Annotated in this window: 20 protein-coding genes and 1 tRNA gene; 13 read left to right on the forward strand and 8 right to left on the reverse strand. The window is 66.4% G+C overall.

The genetic code is table 11. The features are described from left to right. Window positions 1-64 precede the first annotated feature (64 nt). The 4 genes from QPC17_RS04285 to hisG are packed head-to-tail and all read left to right on the forward strand — an operon-like array spanning window position 65 to window position 2,995. Window positions 65-835 (forward strand): ABC transporter permease, encoded by a 771-nt coding sequence (locus tag QPC17_RS04285; protein WP_062612461.1) that lies wholly within the window; start codon window positions 65-67, stop codon window positions 833-835. Further along, window positions 832-1,845 (forward strand): ABC transporter substrate-binding protein, encoded by a 1,014-nt coding sequence (locus tag QPC17_RS04290; RefSeq protein ID WP_285347507.1) that lies wholly within the window; start codon window positions 832-834, stop codon window positions 1,843-1,845. Before QPC17_RS04285 ends, QPC17_RS04290 begins: the two co-directional genes overlap by 4 nt. Window positions 1,846-1,878: 33 nt before the next feature. Continuing rightward, window positions 1,879-2,142, forward strand: a complete 264-nt coding sequence (locus QPC17_RS04295; RefSeq protein WP_062612465.1) for a phosphoribosyl-ATP diphosphatase — start codon at window positions 1,879-1,881, stop codon at window positions 2,140-2,142. A gap of 7 nt (window positions 2,143-2,149) precedes the next feature. Then, entirely contained in the window at window positions 2,150-2,995 is an 846-nt protein-coding gene (hisG, locus tag QPC17_RS04300) for an ATP phosphoribosyltransferase (RefSeq protein ID WP_068538305.1), read from the forward strand. A 17-nt stretch (window positions 2,996-3,012) separates the two neighbouring features. Here hisG and QPC17_RS04305 read toward each other — a convergent pair whose 3' ends face one another. Next, complete coding sequence (locus QPC17_RS04305; protein WP_062612469.1) at window positions 3,013-4,110, reverse strand: DUF3866 family protein; 1,098 nt, start codon at window positions 4,108-4,110, stop codon at window positions 3,013-3,015. A 32-nt stretch (window positions 4,111-4,142) separates the two neighbouring features. On the opposite strand from QPC17_RS04305, the gene QPC17_RS04310 reads away from it, so the two are divergent. From QPC17_RS04310 to QPC17_RS04340, 7 genes are all read left to right on the forward strand, one after another. Beyond that, window positions 4,143-5,051: a helix-turn-helix transcriptional regulator gene (locus QPC17_RS04310; protein WP_068538304.1), complete on the forward strand. Its 909-nt coding sequence runs from the start codon at window positions 4,143-4,145 to the stop codon at window positions 5,049-5,051. Then, complete coding sequence (locus tag QPC17_RS04315; RefSeq protein WP_062612472.1) at window positions 5,044-6,003, forward strand: helix-turn-helix transcriptional regulator; 960 nt, start codon at window positions 5,044-5,046, stop codon at window positions 6,001-6,003. The genes QPC17_RS04310 and QPC17_RS04315 overlap by 8 nt, the downstream gene beginning before the upstream one ends. Further along, the gene (locus QPC17_RS04320) at window positions 5,982-6,347 is read left to right on the forward strand and encodes a hypothetical protein (protein WP_068538303.1); all 366 of its coding nucleotides are present in this window, start codon (window positions 5,982-5,984) and stop codon (window positions 6,345-6,347) included. The genes QPC17_RS04315 and QPC17_RS04320 overlap by 22 nt, the downstream gene beginning before the upstream one ends. Beyond that, the gene (locus tag QPC17_RS04325) at window positions 6,344-7,243 is read left to right on the forward strand and encodes a diacylglycerol/lipid kinase family protein (protein ID WP_062612476.1); all 900 of its coding nucleotides are present in this window, start codon (window positions 6,344-6,346) and stop codon (window positions 7,241-7,243) included. Before QPC17_RS04320 ends, QPC17_RS04325 begins: the two co-directional genes overlap by 4 nt. After that, the gene (locus QPC17_RS04330; protein WP_285347508.1) at window positions 7,240-9,840 is read left to right on the forward strand and encodes a DEAD/DEAH box helicase; all 2,601 of its coding nucleotides are present in this window, start codon (window positions 7,240-7,242) and stop codon (window positions 9,838-9,840) included. The genes QPC17_RS04325 and QPC17_RS04330 overlap by 4 nt, the downstream gene beginning before the upstream one ends. 218 nt (window positions 9,841-10,058) lie before the next feature. Next, window positions 10,059-11,525: an apolipoprotein N-acyltransferase gene (gene lnt / locus QPC17_RS04335; RefSeq protein ID WP_285347509.1), complete on the forward strand. Its 1,467-nt coding sequence runs from the start codon at window positions 10,059-10,061 to the stop codon at window positions 11,523-11,525. Next, window positions 11,522-12,265 (forward strand): polyprenol monophosphomannose synthase, encoded by a 744-nt coding sequence (locus QPC17_RS04340; RefSeq protein WP_285347510.1) that lies wholly within the window; start codon window positions 11,522-11,524, stop codon window positions 12,263-12,265. Before lnt ends, QPC17_RS04340 begins: the two co-directional genes overlap by 4 nt. A gap of 20 nt (window positions 12,266-12,285) precedes the next feature. On the opposite strand, the gene QPC17_RS04345 is transcribed toward QPC17_RS04340, so the two are convergent. From QPC17_RS04345 to pepN, 5 genes are all read right to left on the reverse strand, one after another. Continuing rightward, window positions 12,286-12,639 carry an RNA polymerase-binding protein RbpA gene (locus QPC17_RS04345; RefSeq protein WP_062612484.1) on the reverse strand — a complete coding sequence of 118 codons (354 nt, stop codon included), beginning with the start codon at window positions 12,637-12,639 and terminating at the stop codon, window positions 12,286-12,288. Window positions 12,640-12,950: 311 nt separating this feature from the next. Beyond that, the gene (locus tag QPC17_RS04350) at window positions 12,951-13,463 is read right to left on the reverse strand and encodes a MerR family transcriptional regulator (protein WP_062612486.1); all 513 of its coding nucleotides are present in this window, start codon (window positions 13,461-13,463) and stop codon (window positions 12,951-12,953) included. 175 nt (window positions 13,464-13,638) lie between these two features. Further along, window positions 13,639-14,388, reverse strand: a complete 750-nt coding sequence (ftsR, locus tag QPC17_RS04355) for a transcriptional regulator FtsR (RefSeq protein WP_068538299.1) — start codon at window positions 14,386-14,388, stop codon at window positions 13,639-13,641. Next, entirely contained in the window at window positions 14,385-14,831 is a 447-nt protein-coding gene (locus QPC17_RS04360) for an FHA domain-containing protein (RefSeq protein ID WP_062612701.1), read from the reverse strand. The genes ftsR and QPC17_RS04360 overlap by 4 nt, the downstream gene beginning before the upstream one ends. Before the next feature lie 79 nt (window positions 14,832-14,910). After that, entirely contained in the window at window positions 14,911-17,424 is a 2,514-nt protein-coding gene (pepN, locus tag QPC17_RS04365) for an aminopeptidase N (RefSeq protein WP_285347511.1), read from the reverse strand. 70 nt (window positions 17,425-17,494) lie between these two features. On the opposite strand from pepN, the gene QPC17_RS04370 reads away from it, so the two are divergent. Further along, the gene (locus tag QPC17_RS04370) at window positions 17,495-18,256 is read left to right on the forward strand and encodes a dimethylarginine dimethylaminohydrolase family protein (RefSeq protein ID WP_070445170.1); all 762 of its coding nucleotides are present in this window, start codon (window positions 17,495-17,497) and stop codon (window positions 18,254-18,256) included. 88 nt (window positions 18,257-18,344) lie between these two features. After that, window positions 18,345-18,421, forward strand: a tRNA-Pro gene (locus tag QPC17_RS04375). Window positions 18,422-18,671: 250 nt separating this feature from the next. On the opposite strand, the gene QPC17_RS04380 is transcribed toward QPC17_RS04375, so the two are convergent. Next, window positions 18,672-19,793 carry a 6-phosphofructokinase gene (locus QPC17_RS04380; protein ID WP_068538297.1) on the reverse strand — a complete coding sequence of 374 codons (1,122 nt, stop codon included), beginning with the start codon at window positions 19,791-19,793 and terminating at the stop codon, window positions 18,672-18,674. Between the two features lie 76 nt (window positions 19,794-19,869). Next, window positions 19,870-21,282 (reverse strand): ribosome biogenesis GTPase Der, encoded by a 1,413-nt coding sequence (der, locus tag QPC17_RS04385; protein WP_068538513.1) that lies wholly within the window; start codon window positions 21,280-21,282, stop codon window positions 19,870-19,872.

A 21,282-nucleotide genomic window follows, 5' to 3' on the forward strand; every position in this document is an offset into this window, starting at 1 on the left:
GGCGCATGCCGCCTGCACGCGTACGCGCGTGCGTCCTTCCCGGCGCGTGCATGGGAAGGGACGAATGAAGCGGATGACATGGGCGGCGCCGATCACGGTCGGCGTCGTCGCGTTGCTTGTCTGGATCGCCGTGACCGAAACGGGCGTGGTCGGGCAGTGGATCCTGCCGAGCCCGCGTAAGGTCGGGGCGCGACTCGTCAGTGGGCTCGAGCAGGGCTACCTGGTGGATGCCACGGTCCAGACTCTGTATGAGGCACTGCTTGGGTGCTTTTTCGCGGCGCTGATCGGCATCCCGCTTGGCTTTGCTATCGCCCACTGGCGGACGTTGGCGGCCTCGGTTCAACCCTATTTGGCGGCCTCTCAGGCGATTCCTGCGGTGGCCATCGCTCCCATGCTCGTGATCTGGGTGGGTTACGGAACGGCTCCCATTGTTGTGCTGTGTACGATCATGGTCGTCTTCCCCATCGTCATTAACACCACGGTGGGGGTGCGAAGTATCGATCCGGACATCATCGGGGCCGCGCGCCTCGATGGGGCCGGATCGTTTCGCTTGGTGGGGATGATCCAGCTTCCCCTGGCGGCGCCGAATATCCTGGCTGGTCTGCGCAACGGCTTCACCCTGTCGATCACGGGTGCGGTTGTTGGGGAGATGGTCATCGGCGGGCGCGACGGGCTGGGCATCGTCCTTGTCGGGGCGCAGGCGCTCAACGATATCTCGGGGATGTTCGCCGCGATTGTCATCTTGGCCGCGTGCGCGATCGTGATCTACGTTCTTTTACTCATCGCAGAGTCCAGGGCCAACTGGGCCGTGGAAGGAAGACAAGGTAGAAAATGAAGAAGGTACTTGCGCTGTTTGCACTCCTGGCGCTGACGGCGTGCTCGGGCCAGCCGGTCAACGGCCCCACAGCCGCCACGGCGGACAGCCAGGCCACGCAGGAGCAGGCCGATCCGGCCGCGCTGACGATCGGGCTGACCTACATCCCCGACGTCCAGTTCGCCCCCGTCTACGTGGCGCTCGAGAAGGGCTATTTCACCGACGAGGGCCTGGATGTCACCATCCGCCATCACGGCGCGCAGGAGTCCCTGCTTGGCGCGTTGCAGTCGGGCGAGGAGGACGTGGTTTTCGCCGGAGGCGACGAGATGATGCAGGCGCGAAGCACCGGGGTCGACGTCGTGAACTGGGCGACCATGTACCAGCGCTACCCGGTGGTCCTCATCGCAAAGACCGATTCGGGGATCACATCGCCCGCGGACCTCGCGGGCAAGTCGGTGGGCCTGCCCGGCCCCTACGGGGAAAACTACTTCGGGCTACTTGCCATGCAGAAGGCGTACGGTCTAGACGACATGCAGGTGGACTATATCGGCTACACGCAGGCGGCGGCACTGAGCTCGGGCCAGGTGGATGCCATCATCGGTTTTACGAATAACGACGCCGTCTCCATGCGTCACGCCGGCATCGACGTGGTCGAGATGCCGCTGGTGGAGGGTGACCTGCCGCTGGTTGGGGTGGGACTCGGGTCGATCAACGTAGAGCCGGAGACGATGGCGAAGGTGCTGGCCGCGATGGAGCGAGCCACTGCGGACGCGGCGGCCGACATCGAGGGCACGCTCGACATCGTCACGGGCTACGTGCCAACGCTGGCGGAGCCGGACCAGCGTGAGCTGGCCGGCAAGGTGCTGGAGGCGACCCTCAAGCTCTACACCGGCGGGGAGTCATTCGGCGCGCAGGACGAGCAGGCGTGGGAGGCGATGTCGGCATTCCTCGAGGACAACGGCCTGCTCGAGCAGCCCGTGCCTGCTACCGAGGCCTACACGCTCGACGTTCTTAAGGCACGGACGAACTGAGCTGACTGGCCTGGGCGCGGCTACAATGGAGGCGTGAAAACGTTTGAAGAGCTCTTTGAGGAACTGTCAACGAAGGCCATCGAGCGCCCTGAGGGCTCGGGGTCGGTGAAGGAACTGGACGCCGGGATTCATTTCATCGGCAAGAAGATCATCGAGGAGGCCGGCGAGGTCTGGATCGCGGCCGAGTACCAGTCGGATGAAGAGCTGGCCGAGGAGGCCTCCCAGCTGCTCTACCATCTCCAGCTCATGCTCATTGCCCGTGGCCTGACCTTGGCCGACGTCTACCGTTACCTCTAGGAGAGTCATGCTTCGCATTGCCGTGCCCAACAAGGGTTCCCTGTCCGAGCCGGCCTCGCGCATGCTTGCCGAGGCCGGCTACCGTCAGCGCCGCGAGTCGCGAGAGCTCGTGCTCGTGGATGAGGACAACGACGTCGAGTTCTTCTACATCCGCCCACGCGACGTGGCGGTGTACGTAGGAGCCGGCACCGTCGACGTCGGCATCACGGGCCGCGACCTGCTGGTCGATTCGCAGGCGAACGCGATCGAGCACCGCGGGCTGGGTTTCGCGCGCGCCACGTTCCGCTTCGCCGCTCCCGGCGGGGAGCACATAACGATCGCGGATCTGGCCGGCAAGCGAATCGCCACGTCCTACGATTCGCTGGTGAGCAGTTACCTGGCCGATCGCGGCATCGAGGCCTCCGTGGTCCACTTGGACGGCGCGGTGGAGAGCTCGGTACGGCTCGGTATTGCGGACGCGATCGCGGACGTGGTCGAGACCGGCTCCACCCTGCGCGCGGCCGGTATGAGCGTGTTCGGCGATCCGCTGTTGCGCTCGGAGGCGATCCTTATCCGAAACGCCGACCAGGAGGTCGGTCACGACTTGGAGATTCTCGACGGGCGGCTCGAGGGCGTCATCATGGCGCGCAACTACGTCCTCATGGACTACGACATTCAGCGCGACCGCCTCGAGCGCGCCGTCATGCTCACGCCCGGCTACCAGTCGCCGACGGTCTCGCCGCTTCACGACGAGGACTGGGTGGCCGTGCGCGCGATGGTGGAGCGCAAGAAGATGAACGCGGTCATGGACGATCTTCACGACGTCGGGGCGCGCGGTATCCTCGTCACCCCGATTTTGACCTCGCGCATTTAGCGCCAGGTGCCTCGTTCTCACTCCCCGGTAGCTGCGCTGCCGGGGAGTAGTCGTGTAGCGTATTCGCCCGCAGCTGCTGCTGCGAGGAAGGACAGTCGGTCTTCTTCGTACGTGCGGCCCATGGTCCGCAGGGGAGCGGGCGGGGTGCGAAGCGCGGCATCGAGGTGCTCGGCGGGGTAGGGCACGAGCTCGAGGTGATCGCGCTTGAGAGCCGCTACCTGGGACGCAAGTCGGGCGGCGACGTCGTCGGGAAGAGTGACCGTGGGGACGACGACGGCGCAGGGCACGTGCACCACGTTGGTGAGCACGGTCAGCGAGTGGTGGGAGATGCCGATGTGACGCTCGCGCGGGTCGGCCTGGGAGGCGCGCAGGGCGGCGACCGGGCGGCCGCCGAGCACGTGGGCGGCGTTGAGCGCCTCGCCGATCGAGGTGCCGGAGAAACCCCAGCGGGTGTCGGTGCCGAGGTTGCCCGGGCCCTGGGTCACAACGGCGACGTCGGCCTGCCAGACGAGGCGGGCGGCGAGGAGGGCGGTGTGGATGTTGACGGCTTCGAGCTCGCCGCCGTAGGCCTGGCCGGCCGAGATCGTGCCAAGGATGTGGCCGGCCTCGCGCAGGGCATGGGCGGTCTGGGAGAACCAGGCGGGCAGGGCGCCGCCGTCGGTCATGACGTAGGCAATTCGCGCGTCGGGCCGGCCCGCGTGGATGCCGGCAATGATGGCAGGAAGGGCGGAGTGGAGGTCTGCGGCGATGACGGGCATGCCGTCGATTGAGTCGGCCTCGCGAAGTAACGCGTGGTAGGGCGATTCTTGCTCGTCCACGCCCAGCACCATGTACTGCATCGGCGTGTAGCGCGCCTTGACCACGTGGCCGGGCCCCGAGGGTGCCACGGGTAGGCGGCCGGGGACGGCGATAATCATGACGAAGCCGCCGGTGCCAAGCCCGCGGTCGTGGGCGGCGGTGGCCACGAGCACCTCGTCTCCCACCTGCGGATCGCCGACCTGCGGGAGGTAGGCCAAGGCCCGCACAAGCCTGCCGCCGGGTAGCCGTGCGTCAAACTCGGCGGCCTCACCCCACCTCTTGCGCTCTGCCACAATCGTTGCGTGCTGCCAGTTCATGCCTGCCACTTTAGTCGAGTAACCTAGTGGGTATGAAGAATGAGCGGACTGCGACCGAACGGCGATTCTCGCTGCTGGTCGCCCTTCGCCGGAGACAGCCGACGGCGCGCCAACTCCTCTCCAGCCCCGCCTACCGCGATCTCGATGCGGCCCACGCCCAGCGCTACCTGGAGCGCGACTTGCAAGACCTGCGCGCATCCGGGTACCGGATCGACGTCGACGCCGATAACCGCTACATTTTGGTGGATCAGAACATCCTTGTGGACGGCACGGACGTGGAGATGAGCCTGCTGCGCTCGTTGCTCGGTTCGCGGGATGCCTCAGTGATGCTGGCCTCGGCGAAGTCGGCCGTGACCAAGCTGCTGTCCTGGGGAGAGACGGACACGGAGGACTTCTGGCTCGCTGCTCGCCTTCCGCATGGCGACTGCGCGTTGACGATCGCGCCGGCGATTCAGCGCCAGTGCCGCATCGCCTTCGAGTACCGTCCCACTTCGAGCCAGGTACCCACCCGCCGCGTGGTGGAGCCAATGCGCCTCGAGATCCACCTCGATGCCTTTTACCTGCGCGGCTACCAGGTCTCCAGCGAGTCGGGTAGCGGCAGCGGGATGCGCCTGTTTAAGCTCGACAGGATCGCCGGCAAGGTTGAGGTGCTGGATGAGCCGATTACCCACGACGCCGTCGACGCTTTCCTCACCACGTTTACGCCTGTCGACGCCGTCGTCCACACCATGCGCGAGCTGCCGCTTGCGTCCCAGGCGGTTCAGGTACGCGAGCTAGACGGCGGTTACGAGCTCACGCTCGAGGGCGTTGATCGCGCCCAGCTGTATGAGGAGCTCTTCTTCTACGGGCTCGACGCGCGGCTGGTCGGCCCGCCTGATCTCACGGCTGACTTCGAAGGCCGCGTGGCCCACCTGGCACGGCTCGGAGGTGGTGATGACTGACCTGTCGCTTTCGCGCAAGCTCGCGATCCTCACCTACCTCAGCCGCGGCCCCAAGACTCTCCAGCAGCTGGCCACGCACTTCCACACCTCGACCGACCGGATGTCGCGTGAGCTGCACGAGCTGTTCGTGTTCGAGATCGAGGACCGGGGCTACTATGAGAACCCGGTCGACATCGACTTTTCCGAGGAAGGCGCCGACGGCGAGGTCCGCCTCATTGACGACACGACCGGCATGGCGCCCTCGCTCTCACTGGCCGAGGTGCTCGTCATCGTGGCCCTCATCGACGACCTGGTGGCCGCCGTCGACGCTGATACCCGGCTCAACCTCCTGCGCCTGCGGGAGCGCATCGCAGTGGCGCTGGGGGAGCGGGGGTATGCCTCGGCGCTGTGGCCAGCCCCGGCGGTCAACGCGCGGAAGGTCACCGACGTGCTGACGGCGGCGATGCGGGAGACGAAGATGGTCCAGCTCGCCTACCTCAAGGCGGGCCCGGACCTGCGCGTGGTGGAGGAAAGCGTGAGGGTTGTCCCCGCCTTGATCTCCACCGGCTCGCGCCCACGGCTCGTAGCCGGCAAGAACGGCGAGCTACGCACGTACCGCCTGGACCGCATCGCGGCGGTGGACGTGCTCGAGGAGTCGTTCAAGATCTCCGAGCGTGAAGCGCTCGTGGCGGCCTTCGACGATGAGGCGGCGTTTACTGGCGAGCAGGTGACGATCCGGTGCACGTCCGCGGGCCGCTGGGTCACCGAAACCCTGCCCGTGGATTCGTTCCACGAGGTCGATGGCGGCCTGGAGATCGTGCTGACGGTTCGCTCGCTCGCCTGGCTTCGCGCCCTGCTCGTGCGGATGGGGGACGCGGTGATCGGCGTCGAACCGGAGCGGGTTGCCCGCGAGATCGCCGCGCAGGCGCGGCGCTACCTGGAGGATGGCTTATGTGGTTCTGGATCCTGCTGATTGGCCTGACCGCCCTGGCGGTCTACCTCGGATATACATTGCGGGATGTGTGTCGGTCGGCCAAGCGGCTCGGCACCCAGTTCGGCGAACTGTCGCGGGTGGCCGACGCCATGACGGCTCCCGAGCGTGAGCGCCCGCCGCTCGGAGACCTGTATGCGGACCCGGAGCGTGTGCGCGAGGCGCGCGAACAGCGCCGTCGGATCCGGGCGGAGCGGACAGAACTGCGGCGTTGTAACCTGGCAGCCGCGCGCGAGCGCTGGGACGAGCTGGACGAAACCTCCTTCGACTCGATCGGGCCCGAGGCCCGGGAGCGCGCCCGCCAGCGGGTCAAGGGGCACGCATGAAGGTGGCACTTGCTCTGAATCCGAGCTCGGGCAAGGGCCGCTCGGAGGGCTACCGGGCGGTTTTGCGTGAGGTGCTGGAGAAGTACCCGGTGGAGATGGTGTGGCTGCCGGCCGGCACGCGCGAGGAGAGTTTCGCCGCGATGCGTGAGGCGATCGACGAGGTGGATGCGCTCATCATCGTCGGTGGGGACGGCTTCATCCACAACGCCGTGAACGCGGTGGGGGATTCGGGCGTGGCGCTGGGGATCGTGGCCGCCGGATCGGGCAATGACATCGCCCGCGAGTTCGGTCTGCCCATCCACTCGGTCCACGACTCGGTCCACCAGATCGCCTCCTGCCTGCTAACGGGCCGGCACCGGGACGTCGACGTCATGGAGATTTCCTGGGAGGGCGGCAGCGAGCGGGCGCTCGCCATCGTCTCGGTGGGCATCGACGCCGACGTCAACGTGCGCACGAACCACATGTCCTGGCCGAAAGGGAACACACGCTATTTGCGTGCCCTGCCCGGCGCGATCGGTAGCTACCGGCCCTTCGGCGTGCGGCTGACCATGGACGGGCACACGTCCGAGGGGCAGATGACGCTGCTGTCGATCGCGAATACGCGCTACTTCGGGGGCGGCTTTTGCATCTCTCCGGGTGCACTGCCTGACGACGGCCTGCTCGACGTCGTCGTCACCCGTGGTTTGCGTGCGCCTGAGATCGCCGGGCTGCTCGGTCGGCTCGTGGTCTACCGGCACCTGGCCGATCCGCGCGTCCACCTGTACCGTACCACGGAGGTCCGGGTGGAGCAGGGCCCGGGCGGCACGCTGCCCATGCTCATGGCCGACGGCGAGGAGATCTGCCGGGCGCCCGCCACGATCCGCCTCCTGCCCAAGGCGTTGAGGCTGGTCATATGATCTTAGAGAACTTCGTGGACCGCTACCGGACGCGTGGCATCGTCCTTGACGACTTCCAGTTGGATGCGATCGAGGCGCTCGAGTCCCGGGACGTACTGGTCAGCGCTCCGACGGGCGCGGGCAAGACCGTGGTGGCCGAGTACGCGGTGGAACTCGCGCTGGCCCGCTCGAAGCGCTGCATCTACACCGCGCCGATCAAGGCCCTGTCCAACCAGAAGTACCGCGACCTGGCGGGCGAGATCGGCGAAGACTACGTCGGCCTGCTCACCGGCGATCAGACAATCAACCGCGACGCCCCGATCCTGGTGGTCACCACCGAGGTGCTACGTAACATGCTCTTCCAGCGCGATGAGATCGTGGCCGACATCGGCTACGTGGTGCTGGACGAGGTGCATTATCTCAGCGACGAGTTCCGCGGCCCGGTCTGGGAGGAGATCATCCTCCAGTTGCCCGCCCACGCCCGCCTCGTCTCCCTTTCTGCCACGATTTCGAACGTGGAGGAGTTCGCTAGCTGGCTACGCTCGGTGCGCGGGGTCACGGAGGTGGTGGTCTCCCGGGAGCGCCCGGTGCCGCTCGTGCAGCACGTGGCGATTTCGCGCCGGCTCGAGCCTCTGTTCGCGGGTGGGGAGATCAACCAGCGCCTCGTTCAGGCCGACGCCTCGCTTTCTTCCGGCCGACGACGCCGCCCCACCAGCTTCGCCCGCCGTAAGCGGGTGCTGAACCAGCTCCAGGACGCTGACCTACTGCCCGCGATCGAGTTCATCTTCTCTCGCAAGGGTTGCGACCGCGCGGTGGGGGACCTCCTCGATTCGGGGACCACCCTCAATTCGGCTATGCAGCAACGCGAGGTGCGGGCGCGGTTGCGCGAGCTGCGCGCGGACCTCAGCGAGGAAGACCAGCGCGCGGTCCGCTTTGGGTTTTGGGCCAAGGCGATGACGCGGGGCTTTTGCGCTCACCACGCCGGCATGTTCCCGGCCCTCAAGGAGCTGGCGGAGGACCTCATGGAGGATGGCCTGCTCAAGCTCGTCTACGCCACGGGCACGCTCGCTCTCGGCATCGACATGCCGGTGCGCACGGTGGTCCTCGAGGAACTCCAGCGTTGGAACGGTGCCGACTTCGTGCCCCTCACCGCTACCGAATACACCCAGCTCATCGGGCGAGCCGGCCGGCGCGGGAAGGACAAGGTGGGCCACGCCGTCGTCATGCACACCGACGAGCTCGACATCCAGGAGCTCGCCGACCTCGGCTCGGGGCGCGTGGAGCCGCTCCAGTCGGCGTTCTTTCCCTCCTATAACTCGGTGGTCAATCTCCTCGCTTTTCATCCGTACGAGGACGCGCGGGCGATTATGGGCACCTCGTTCGCGCAATACCAGCGCAACGCTGAGCTGGGCGAGGTGCGCGGCCGGATTGCGCGCGTTCGCGCCCGGCTCGAGGAGGTCGAGGCCGAGCTCGCGGGGGAATGCCGGGACGGGAGCCTGCCCGACTACCTGCGCCTGCGGCGCACGGCCAAGCGCGCTAGCAAGGCCGAGCGCAAGCGCGCCAAACGCGAGTACCGCAAGCACATCGCGGATTCGTGGGACGTGGCCGCCACCGGCCGGCTGTACGCCTTCGCGCGCGGCGGGGAGCTGGACTACGGTGTAGTGCTGTCGGTGGGGCCGAAGTTGCGGCTCGTGGACCTCAACGGCGACATGGCGTGGCTGCGTGAGGAGGAGCTGTCCTCCGAGCTGCGCGACCTGGGCACGATTCCCATGCCCTTCGGACTGTCCCCGAGGAAGGTCGAGGTCAGGACCGATATTGCGGACGCGATGTGGGAGGCCGTTGGGGAGCGGATTGAGCTGGGCACCGACCGGGATCTCACCGGCTCGTGGGACCGCTTCGCCGTCACTTCCTCCGACGAGCTTGACGCCCACCCCGTCCACCACTGCCCGGACCTGACCGAGCACATTCGCACGGGCAGCGAGTTCACCTCGCTGCTGGACAACCTCGAGCAGCTCGAGGCGGACTCGGAGGCCTACGACGATTCGGTGGCCAAGGAGTTCGACGCCACCGCCGGCGTGCTCGCCCGGCTCGGCTACCTCCAGCCCGGGGCCGAGGGGCTCCGCACCGGGATGGTCAAGCTCGCGACCGGCGCTGCCATGCTGCGCGGGATCCACAACGAGGCCGACCTCCTCATTGTCCAGAGCCTTGCCGAGGCCGCTTTCGCCGAGCTCACGCCGGAGGAGTTCGCAGGCGCGTGTTCGGCCTTCCTGTGCGACCGACGGCTCGGGACCGATCGACCCACAGGCGGGGCGCTGCGCGCATCCTGGCAAGCGATCGAGCGTAACGTTGAGTTCCTGCACCGCGTGGAGGAGAGCTTCGGCATCGTCCGCACCCCGGAGCCGTTCTCGGGCGGCATCGACGCCTTCGCCGCGTGGGCCAGCAGGGCCGACCTGGAGTCTGTGCTCGCCATGGGCAACCTGGTGGTGGGGGACTTCATCTCCGCCAACCGGCGCCTCATTGACTTGCTCGGTCAGATCGAGCAGGTCGCGCCCGCGGAGGATCTGCGCGACCTGGCGGGCCAGGCGGTCAGGCTCATACGCCGCTGGCAGTGGCTCTAGCGGAGCTTCGAGCCGGGGCCACCGCCATCGTCGAGCGTAGTGAGCGAGCTCATGGCGGGTGAGCGGGCGATTCGGCAAACCGAGTTGCCGGCCGGCTCGAGCCGCCCTACCCTGTAAGGAGCAGGAAGGTGTCAGTGCAGGCCCTGTTCGATAGAAAACGATCCCCGATCGGTCCGAGGAACAGCGGCCTGCACTTTATTATGTCGTAAGATCTGAACGTGATCGGAATCCTTTTCGCAGTTCTTGGCGGCGTGGCACTGTGGTTTGCCACCTCCTCCGGGCTGTGGATCCTGGGATTCTTCTCGATCTCGCTGCTGTGGCTGGCCGTCCGGGGCAGAGGAGTGGCCGTCGGGTTTGGCCTTGGCTGGTTGTGGGGCATCGCCTTCTTCCTGCCGCTTGTCCGGTGGGCGGCCGTCTCCACTGGGCTTGTTGCGGCGCAGGTTGCGCTCGCCGCGGTCGAGGGCCTGTACCTCGGCGTCGTGGGGGCAATGTGGGCGCTGCTGGCGAAAGAGGAGAGGCTTGCACGACCCTGGTTGCGCGCCCTGGCGGCGGCCGCCGTTTTCCTCGCGGTCGAACAGATCCGGGGAATGTGGCCCTACGGCGGCCTGCCATGGGGAACCCTCGCCTTCACGTTCACGAACTCGCCGCTGGTCAACTACGCCCCCTATGGCTCCACGGCGCTGGTGGGGGCGGTCGCCGTCGTCGTCGGTGTGATTGCTGCGATGTTGCTGCGAATGAGCTACCTCCAGGCCGCGACCTCGGCGGTGGTGGTGCTCGCGCTCGTCATCGCACCGGTGGTCTTCCCGGTGGGGGCGCGCTCGTCGGGGAGCCTCAACGTGGCCGTGGTCCAGGGCAACGTGCCGCCTGCTGGCACGGATAACCGGGCGCTAGTGGTGACCGAGAATCACGTGCGCGCCACGCGCGAGCTGGTCGAATCCGCCGAAACGACGCCCGACCTGATCCTGTGGCCCGAATCTTCTTCCGACCGCGACATCCGTGCCGACGACGCGGCGGGTAGCCTCGTCTTTGACATGGTGGCCGACCTCGGCATCCCGCTCGTCATGGGTACGCAGGAGTATGTGGAGGGCGGGCGCTACAACGACGTTTTGGTCATTTCCCCGGACGGGATCGTGGGCCGCTACTCGAAGCAGCACCCCGTCCCGTTCGGCGAATACATCCCGCACCGCGAGCTTATCCGTAGTTTTACGGACGTCGTGGACCAGGTCGTCACCGACATGCTTGCGGGCACGGGGGAGGCGCGCGTGAATGTGCCCTCGCTTGGCGTGAAGGTGGCGGTGCCGATCTGCTTCGAGGTGGCCTACACGGAGATCGTGGCGGAGGCCGTGCGGGGGAGTCATTTGCTCGTCATTCCTACGAACAACGCCTCCTTCGGCACGAGCGAGCTGTCCGCCCAGCAGTTCGCGATGACCACCTTCCGCGCGGTGGAGACCGGGCGCACGGCGATCCAGGTATCGACGTCGGGCATCACGGGCGTGGCGGACCCGCGCGGTGTGGTCTATGAGACGGACCTGTTCACGCGGGACGCGCGGGTGGTCAAGGTGGCGCTGCACGAGCAGACGACGTTCGCTACTCGCACGGCCGAGCAGCGCGCGATCCTCGTCTTCGTGCTCGGCGCGTTGGGCGCTATCCTAGCGATAGGAATGTCGAGGCAAGGACGGTCATGAAGGTAGTCATCTGTATCCCCACCTACAACGAGCGCGAGTCGCTTCCGGGCCTCCTGGATCGCACGCGCGCGGCGGTTCCGGAGGCGGACATCCTCGTCATCGACGACAGCTCGCCGGACGGCACGGGCGCCTACGCCGACGAGCGGGCGAAGGCCGACCCGCAGATCCACGTCATGCATCGCACGGCCAAGGAGGGCCTGGGCAGGGCCTACCTGGCCGGTTTTGAGTGGGCGATCGAGCACGGGTACAGCCACGTGTGCGAGATGGACGCCGACGGCTCACACAGGCCCGAACAGCTACCCGACCTCCTTGCGCGAGCCGACAAATCGGACAAGCCCGAGCTGGTGATCGGCTCGAGGTGGACCGACGGTGGGGAAGTGGTGAACTGGCCCAAGCATCGGGAAGTGCTCTCCCGGGCCGGAAATCTCTACATCAAGATGTGGCTCAACCTGCCGGCAAAGGATGCCACCGCCGGGTTCCGTGTCTATCGCGCCGACGCCCTCAAGCGGCTCGACTTTGCGGCCGTGGAGTCCAGGGGGTACTTCTTCCAGGTGGACATGACATTGAAGATGGCCGACGTCGGCGCGCGCATCGCGGAGGTGCCGATCTCGTTCGTCGAGCGCGAGGCCGGCACGTCGAAGATGAGCGGCAACATCATCCAGGAAGCTTTCCTGCGCGCCACGAAGCTCGGCATGGAGCGACGCGGCGCGCAGCTGAAGGCACTTCGGCGCAGGCTCTAAGCAGACCGAGCGCTAGCGGATTAGTGCAGGCGCTTGTACAGCTTGCCCTGACGAAGAAGCTCCAGGCGCTCGTCGAGCAACACCTGCAGTTCCTCAACCGAGCGGCGCTCGAGGAGCATGTCCCAGTGGGTGCGCTGCGGCTTGGCCGGCTTCTCGTCATCCTCGCCGTCAGCTCCGCCGATGAGCTCGGCGCGCTTGCCACACTTGCATTCCCACACGGCGGGCGCCTCGGCGTCCTCGGCGAAGGTGACGGTGAAAGTATGCCCGTCCTCGCAACGGTAGCTTTCTTCGCGGCGCGCCACGAAGGCGACTCCGGCGTCGGACTCGAGCGAGTGTGCGCCGATCTTCATGCCGCGCAGTGAACGTTCTGCCATGTGTCTCTCCTTCGTTTACGTCTATTCTAATGCCGACGTGCGGCCGCCCATTCCGGGCTGGCGGAAGGGGCGAGATAGCGCGGAAAGCGGCGGTTCGAGATCTGTCGCAAATCCTAGCGCCAATCCGATAATGTACATTATGTCAAAATAGCGGAGAGAAGCTCATAAAGCGTGCGGTTCTGCTTTTCTGATGTTCGCGACCCTACTCGGGGCCACTCTCCCGCGCTGAAGCTCTGGCCAGCTTTGATCGGAACGGCTTTCGCGGAAACTCCGGCTGGCGCACCGACGCCCCTGGTTGAGGTTCTCGCTTCTTAGATCGCGTTACGCTTGGCGGCACGACGTGCGGCGAGCTCGTCAATCGGCTCGTCCTGCGCGCGCTCGGTGGGAAGCTCGGACAGCTCGCCCTCAACTTCGCGCCACACCTTGCCCACGGCGATGCCGAACACGCCCTGGCCGCCCTGGATGAGGTCGATGACCTCGTCGTTCGACGTGCACAGGTAAACGGACGCACCGTCGCTCATGAGCGTCACAGCCGAAAGATCCTCCACCCCGTACTCGGTGAGCTGGGCAATCGCCACGCGGATCTGCTGGAGGGACACGCCCGTATCGAGCAGGCGCTTAACCACCTTGAGCACCAGGACGTCACGAAAGGCATACAGGCGCTGGGAGCCAGAACCCTTCGCCGACCGGATCGAGGGCGAGACCAGGCCAATGCGATCCCAGTAGTCGAGCTGACGGTAGGTGATGCCCAGCGCGCGGCACACGGCCGGCCCGCGGTAGCCGGTCTCCGTGTCAAGATCCGGCAACTGGCCCCCAAAGAGCATTCCCTGTGCGAGCTGCGGGTGTGCGCCATGTGCGGTTGCGTCACTCACGTCAGCCTCCTTCGAATTGTTACTCCTAGCGTAAACCGGAAGTGGGGCGATCTCAACGAAGCTGGTTGAAACACGCACGGCGTGTCTTTGTGCCGTGTCTCAAGTTCAACTTGAAGGTTTGCTCCCCCTACCTCAGCTGGACGTCGATGTTCTCCGTCAACAGCGCCCGGTACAGATTCGTCAGCATCGTGGCCAGTTCCGCCGACTCGTTAACCACCCGCTCCTTGGCCAGCGGCGTGTTGCGCGCCCGCTCGGTTGCAAGATGGCTGGCCACGTTGGCGGCGTGGGCGTGGGCGGAATTCTTCACCTGGCGAAGGCTGCGCAGGTCCATCCCAGCCTCCCCCAGCATCTTCGAATACCGCACGATGTCCACGGCGTGCGCTGTGAGCCGGCCGCGGGCGTCGGGAATGATCATGCCGGCATCCACCAGCTGTTCGATTTCGGACAGCGCCGTGCCGGTCAGGGCTGCGAGCTCCTCCTTGCGGATGCGGATGCCCGGTGTGGGGCGCACGTCCGGCTCAGAACTCAGCGCACGCAGCTTGCCCGGGTGCTCCTGGGTGGCCCTCCCGGAGTCGAGTTGGGCGAGCATCTCCTTGATCTGCGGCAACGGCACGTAGCGGTCGCGCTGCTCGACCAGGATGAAGCGCAGGCGCTCCACGTCGGCAAGCGAAAAAATGCGCTGATTGGAGTCCGTGCGGTACGGGTCAATCAGCCCCTGCGACTCGAAGTAGCGGATCTTCGAGGCCGCGAGAAACGGGAACTCCTGGCGCAGGTGCGAGGTGACCTCACCGATCTTCAGCGTGGGTTCGTGCGACAGATCGTGTGGCCAGGAGCTGGGAAGAGACTCCTCCCCCGCGCGCCGTGGCAGGGGGTTCATTCTGCCTGCCGGGACGCGTAGAAGGTCAGCTGGAACTTGCCGATGCGCACCTCGTCGCCGTCGTTCAGCTTGGCCTCCTCCACCTGCTGGAGGTTGACGTACGTACCGTTGAGCGAGCCGATGTCGCGCACGTAGAAATCGCGCCCGTTACGCAGGAAGAAGGCGTGCTTACGCGACACCGTGACGTCATCAAGGAAGATGTCCGACTTCGGGTGACGCCCCACCGTGGTCGAGTCCGCATTGAGCAGGAAGCGGGCCCCGGCGTTTGCGCCGGTTTGCGCGATGAGCAGAGCGGAGGTGGGCGGCAGCGCGTTGATCGTGGCAGAATCCTCCGGGTCGAGCCCCCGCACCACGGGTGCAGCCTCCACGGCGTCGTTGATCGCCGTAAAACGCGACGTCGACGTGGGGTCAATCCCCTGCGGGTTTACCTCGAAATCTGCCATCACTTCCCCTTCCATTATTCACTCAACTTTATCTCACCGGTGCAGGCGTGTCATGGCTGGTCGGCAACTGGGCACTAGCTCACGCCGCCTGCGCGCGTAGCATCCGCAGGTGCTCGTCGCGGCAGTCGAGGATGACCTTGCGCAGCGCCCCGGGCGCCTCCGGGTTGGCCTCCAGCCACGCGCCTGCCGCCACGACGTCCGGGTGCTCCTCCGGGCTCGCCGCCTCGCCCAGGTCACCCATCGGGTAAAGGCCATAGATGACGCGCTCGGCGATCTCCTGCGAGCGCGAGGACCAGATCTCAGTCAGCTGAGCGAAGTAATCCCCGATTGCGACCGCCTTCTCCTCGGCGCGTAACGGCTGGCCCAGGCCGTCAATGAGGGCCTGGACGTGGTCGTTCGACAGCCCGCCGGCCAACACCTTGGCCAGCGTCTCCGCAGCGGCCCCCGGCATCGACGCACACGCACACATATGTTCCACGACGTCAGCCGCCGTGCCAGTGTTCTCAAGCTCGGCATCCAGCTCGTCCCGGCTTGCGTTCCCGGTGGCTGCCCGAGCGGTGAGGTACATCCAGCGCAGGTCCTGATCCGTGGTCTGCTCGAGCAGGCTCACGAGGGCGTCGTCCCGGCTCGGCAGTGACTGCCCGGCTCGTGCCGCGGCGCGGGACCAGATGAGTCGGGTGTCGTCGTCGCCGGAAATACTGGCCACGGCGTCGTCGAAGAAGCGCTCGAGCTCGGCCTCGCGCGCCTCCGCCGTCGTGTAGGAGCGCAGGGCGGCAATAGAGTTGAGCGTGCGCGCGGCGAGCAGGCTCGAGCTGGTGCCCTCGGCCGAGCGGGCGGTGAAGCGGGCGTAATCGGCGGCGGGGAGTAGGCCATCGCGGACCATCTCCCACAGCGCGGAGCTGACCACCGACTGGGCGAGCGGCTCGTCGAGCTCGTGGGCGAGCGCGGAGGCGAGTGAGCGCTCGTCGAAGGAAATCTTGATGTAGGAAAGGGCAGAGTCGTTGGGCAGGATGAGGTCCGCGTCCGGACCGATCTCATCCCAGGCCACGGTCACCTGGTCAGTGAGCTCGACGTCAGTGGCGCCCGTGCGGGCCAGCCGGTCGCCGTCGAGCCTCCAGCCGGACACGCGCAGGTGATGCGGGCGGGTGATCGGCGCGCCGTTAGGATCGGTGCCAACCTGGCGAAGCGTGACGCCGCCGGGCCCACGCTCGATCGTCACCGAGGACACCCTGGCGGTCTCCAGCCACTGCCTCGCCCACGCGCGCACGTCCTTGCCCGACGCCGCCTCGAGCGCCTCGAGCAGGTCGGCGAGGGTTGCGTTAGCAAAAGCCTTGTCCTTGAACAGCTGGGCGGCGCCGGCGAAGAACTCCTTCTCCCCCACCCACGCCACGAGCTGGCGCAGCACGGCCGCGCCCTTGGCGTAGGTGATGCCGTCAAAGGCCTGGTCGGCGGCCTCGAGGTCCACGATGTCAGCCACGATCGGGTGCGTGGTCGGGTACTGGTCGTTGCGCAGTGCCCAGGACACGCGCGCCCCGGCGAAATTCTCCCACGCCTCCGTGTACTGGGTGGCCGCCACCATACTCCAGGCACCCATGAACTCGGCGAAGGACTCCTTCAGCCACAGGTCGTCCCACCACACGGGCGTGACCAGGTCTCCAAACCACATGTGGCTCATCTCGTGCAAGATCGTGTTGGCGCGGCCGGCGCGCTGAGATCGGGTGGACTGGCCGCGGTAGATGTAGGCGTCCTCGGAGAAGGTGACGCATCCCGGGTTTTCCATCGCGCCCAGGTTGTATTCGGGCACGAAGACCGAATCGTACTTGCCCCACGGGTAGGGGAAGTTGAAGACCTTCGGCAGCAAGGCCAGGCCCTGCTTGGTCACGGTTGAGATGTCCTCCAGGTCGAAGTGTTCCTTGAGTGAGTCGCGGCAGTAAAAGCCGAGCGTGATCTTCTGCCCATCTACCTTTGCGACGTCAGTGAAGGCGTGGTAGGGGCCACCGATGAACGCCGTGAGGTAGGTCGACATACGCTTTGTGGTGGCAAACTGCGTGCGGCTCGTGGCCTCGCCCCGGCTGTTCGTGCCCGCATCGGCGCTTTTCGTGGCCTCGCCGTTCGAGAGCACCACCCACGTGGCAGGCGCCGTGATCGAAATCGTGAACGTGGCCTTGAGGTCGGGCTGTTCAAAGTTCGGGAAGACGCGGCGAGCGTCAGCGGGCTCGAACTGGGTGTACAGGTAGGTCTGGCCGTCCACAGGGTCACGGAAGCGGTGCAGCCCCTCCCCCGTGGTCGAATACGTGCCGCGGCCTGCAACCTCCACCACGTGCCGTCCCTGCGGAATCTCCACGGACACGCGCGCGCCATCGAACGTAAACGGCACCGCGGCGTCGTCGATACTGACGCTGGAGACCTCGACGCCAATGAAGTCGAGGAAAGTTGAGGCGCTCTCCCCCGCCGTCAGCTCGATGCGGGAGACCACGCCGAACGTGGCGGTGTCGGCGGTTGCCTCGGAGACGTCGAGGTCGATGGTGTAGCCGTCCAAGCTCAACAGCTCGGCGCGGCGGCGGGCTTCTTCACGCTTCAGATTCTCAGTCACTGCTCAATTCTCACCCCTGCACATGGTACTGACAAGTCCGCGCGGCGCGCTGACCGGCTAGTCTAGGGCTATGAACCTTGACTATGTGCTTGTACGCCGTCCCTCTCCCCTCATGGCGCGTGGCCAGCTGACCCACCTTCAGCCCACGGCGATGAGTTACGAACTCGCGCTCAAACAGTGGCAGGACTACTGCGAGGTGCTCTCCCGCTACACCGACGTGGTGGAGGTAGAGCCGACGCCCGAGCTGCCGGACTCAATCTTCGTGGAGGACACCGTCTTCACCTACGGTAACGTGGCCGTACGCACGAACATGCACCCCACGCGCGTCGCCGAACAGGACAGCCTGGTCGCCGTGCTCGAGGGGCGCGGATTCAACGTCGTCGACCTGCCGGCCGAGGCCCGACTCGAGGGCGGCGACGTGCTGAAGTTCGGCGGCAAGGTGTGGGTGGGCCTGTCCACGCGCACAAACGACGCCGGGCTGGCGGCCCTGCGGGAGATCCTCGTGCCCCAGGGTGTGGAGGTCGTGGGCGTGCCGGTCGAGCACGCGCTGCACCTGAAGTCGTGCCTGACCGCGCTGCCGGACGGCACCTTCATCTCTCACAAGGGCTACGCGCCGCCCGCCGAGTACTTCCCCGGGCTGCGCTACGTTCCCGAGTTCCTCGGCACGCAGGTGGTGCTGCTCGGCGGGGACAGCCTGCTGATCTCAGCCTCCGCACCAAAGACCGCCGACTACCTGCGCGGGCTCGGCTACGACGTGGTTGAGTGCGAACTGACCGAGATTGAGAAGATGGAAGGATCGTGCACCTGCCTGTCCGTGCGAATCCGGCAGTAGTCAGGCACTGTGGTGAGCCGCACCACCTCGGCCCAGATTTGGTAAAATGGCTGAGCTTTCGGCTAAGATCTATACGTCCAACGCGACACGGGCTATAGCGCAGTTTGGTAGCGCACTTGACTGGGGGTCAAGGGGTCGTGGGTTCAAATCCCGCTAGCCCGACCAGTAGCCCCGGCGCACAGCGCCGGGGCTTTTGTTTTCCCAGGGGGCGGGGCCGAAACCCGATATTTGCGGCACAATTTCGACTTCATTTGCACATATATTCAGACCTGGCTCAGATCGTCCCGCAGATTCTGGCCTACCATGACGTATGTGTGAACAACAGTTAGGTGGCAGCTCGCCGTCGCGAGCTGCCACCTACACGATCCAGTGAATGAAAATTCGGCGTGGCCATCTGGCCTGTCGGCGACTTGGCCTAGTCACCCATCGCCGTGCCGACCTCCCGGGCCGCTTCGATCCACTCGTGATCAGTGGGGACGTACTTGACCTTGCCGGCCACCGACTCGAGGTCCACCAACTCGGTGCCGTGCCCACGGTCGGCCACCATCACGTTAAAGTGACCCTCGGCGACCGCAGCCGCGCCCGCCACACCGAGGCGGGTGCCGAGCAGGCGATCCGCTCCGTTCGGGGTGCCACCGCGCTGGACGTGGCCGAGGATCGTCACACGCGCCTCCAGGCCCGTCAGCGCCTCGAGCTCCTGGGCGAGTGCGAGTGAGGTGCCTCGGTGCGAGCTCTCGATCGCCTTCACCGACTGCTTCGCGATCGCCTTCGCCTCCGGCGTGGAAGCATCCTTGACGAGGGCACGCGCGTACTCGAGCTGCCTGGCCTCCTCGATCGGCATGGCGCCCTCAGCGACGGCGACCACCGAGAAGCTCAGACCGTTCGCCCGGCGTCGTTCGATCTTCGCGGCGATCGCCTCCACCGAGTACGGGATTTCTGGAATAAGGATGACGTCGGCGCCGCCGGCGATACCCGCGCCGAGCGCGAGCCAGCCCGCGCGGTGGCCCATGAGTTCCACCACGATGATGCGGTGATGCGAGTGAGCCGTGGAATGTAGGCGGTCAATCGCCTCGGTGGCGATCTCGAGCGCCGTGGAGAAGCCGAAGGAAGAATCCGTGTAAAGGATGTCGTTGTCGATCGTCTTCGGCAGGTGAATGACGTTGAGCCCGGCCTCGGCAAGCCGGTGAGCGTTCTTCGCCGTTCCACCGCCGCCGAGGCAGACGAGCGCGTCGAGCCCGGCGGCGTCGTAGTTGTTCACGATGGTAGGGATCATGTCCTTGCGCTCGCCGTCGACCATCATGCGGTGGACCTTGTCACGCGAGGTGCCAAGGATCGTGCCGCCCGTGGTGAGGATGCCCGAGAGCTCCTTGGCCTCAAGCTCCACGTAGCGGTTCTCCGCGAGCCCGCGCATGCCATCGCGGAAACCGACGAGATCCCAGCCGTAGTTGCTGATCGCGGCCTTGCCAAAGCCTCGGATCGCCGCGTTCAAACCGGGCGCGTCGCCGCCCGCGGTCAAGATTCCAATTCTCTTAGTCATACCTCAATTATGGCCCATGGCCGCACAACATGTGGGCGATCAGTCCGCGTGAGCGGGCGCCCACACCCGCGCCAGGCTACTTCCGCTGGCGCCGCTCGCGCACCCGCACCGAAATCTCCACGGGCGAACCGAGGAAATCGAAGGTCTCGCGCAGGCGGCGTTCGATGAAGCGCCGGTAGCCATGGTCGAGGAATCCCGTGGTGAAGAGCACGAAGCGTGGCGGCTGGGCCGCCACCTGGGTGGCGAACAGGATGCGCGGTTGGCGTCCGCCCCGGACGGGGTGCGGGTTCGCGGCCACCAGCTCCCCGAGCGTCGAATTAAGCTTGGAGGTGGTAACGCGCTTGTCCCACGAATCGAGCGCCTTCACCATCGCGCGTGTCAGCCGGTTCGTATGCCAGCCCGTCTTGGCGGAGATGTTGATGCGCTCCACCCACGGCATCTGCACAAGCTCGCGCTCGATGTCGCGGTCAAGCTGGGCCCGCCGGTCGTCGTCCACCAGGTCCCACTTGTTGCACACGAGCACCATGGCGCGCCCGGCGTCGATCACCTGCTGCATGATGCGCACATCCTGCTCGGTCAGCTCCTGCGAGGCGTCGATAAGCATGAGCGCGAGTTCGGCCTTGTCGATCGCGCGCTGCGTGCGGAGCGAAGCGTAGTAGTCGGCCCCGGACTGCATGTGCACACGACGCCGAATGCCCGCGGTGTCCACGAAGGTCCAGGTACGTCCGTCGAGCTCCACGATCTCGTCCACAGGGTCGCGCGTGGTGCCCGCCAGGTCGTCGACCACCACGCGGTTCTCCCCCGCCAGCTGGTTGAGCAGGGAGGACTTGCCGACGTTCGGCTTGCCCACCAGTGCCACGCGGCGCGGCCCCTTGCCCGGCCGCTCCCGGCGCACGCCCGACACCTTCGGCAGGACGCGCATCGCCTCGTCCAGCAGCTCCCCCGATCCGCGCCCGTGCAGGGCCGAGACCGGGAACGGCTCCCCCAGCCCGAGCGACCACAGGTAGGCCACGTCCGCCTCTTGCGCGGGCGAATCGACCTTGTTTGCGGCGAGCACGGTGGGCTTGCCGGAGCGGCGGATGAGTTCGACGATCCGCTCGTCGTCGTCGGTCACTCCCACGTTCGCGTCGACGACCAGCATGACGGCATCGGCCTCCCGGATCGCGATCTCGGACTGGTCGGCCACCGAGCGGTCGATGCCGGTCACGTCGATCTCCCACCCGCCGGTGTCGACCACCGTAAAGGCGCGCCCGTTCCATTCGGCGTCGTAGTACACCCGGTCGCGCGTCACCCCGGGGGTGTCTTGCACGACAGCGACCCTGCGGCCCACCACACGGTTGACCAGGGTTGACTTGCCCACGTTCGGTCGGCCGACGATGGCGAGCACCGGGTTCGTCGGCGCGGGCTCGGCTGGCGCCAGCTGCGGGTCGAGGTCGAGCAGCGTGGCGTCGTCTTCCTCGAGTTGGTAGTCCTCTAGGGTGGAGCGCAT

It is taken from the genome of Trueperella bernardiae, from assembly GCF_030246965.1.
GTDB classification, from domain to species: domain Bacteria; phylum Actinomycetota; class Actinomycetes; order Actinomycetales; family Actinomycetaceae; genus Trueperella; species Trueperella bernardiae.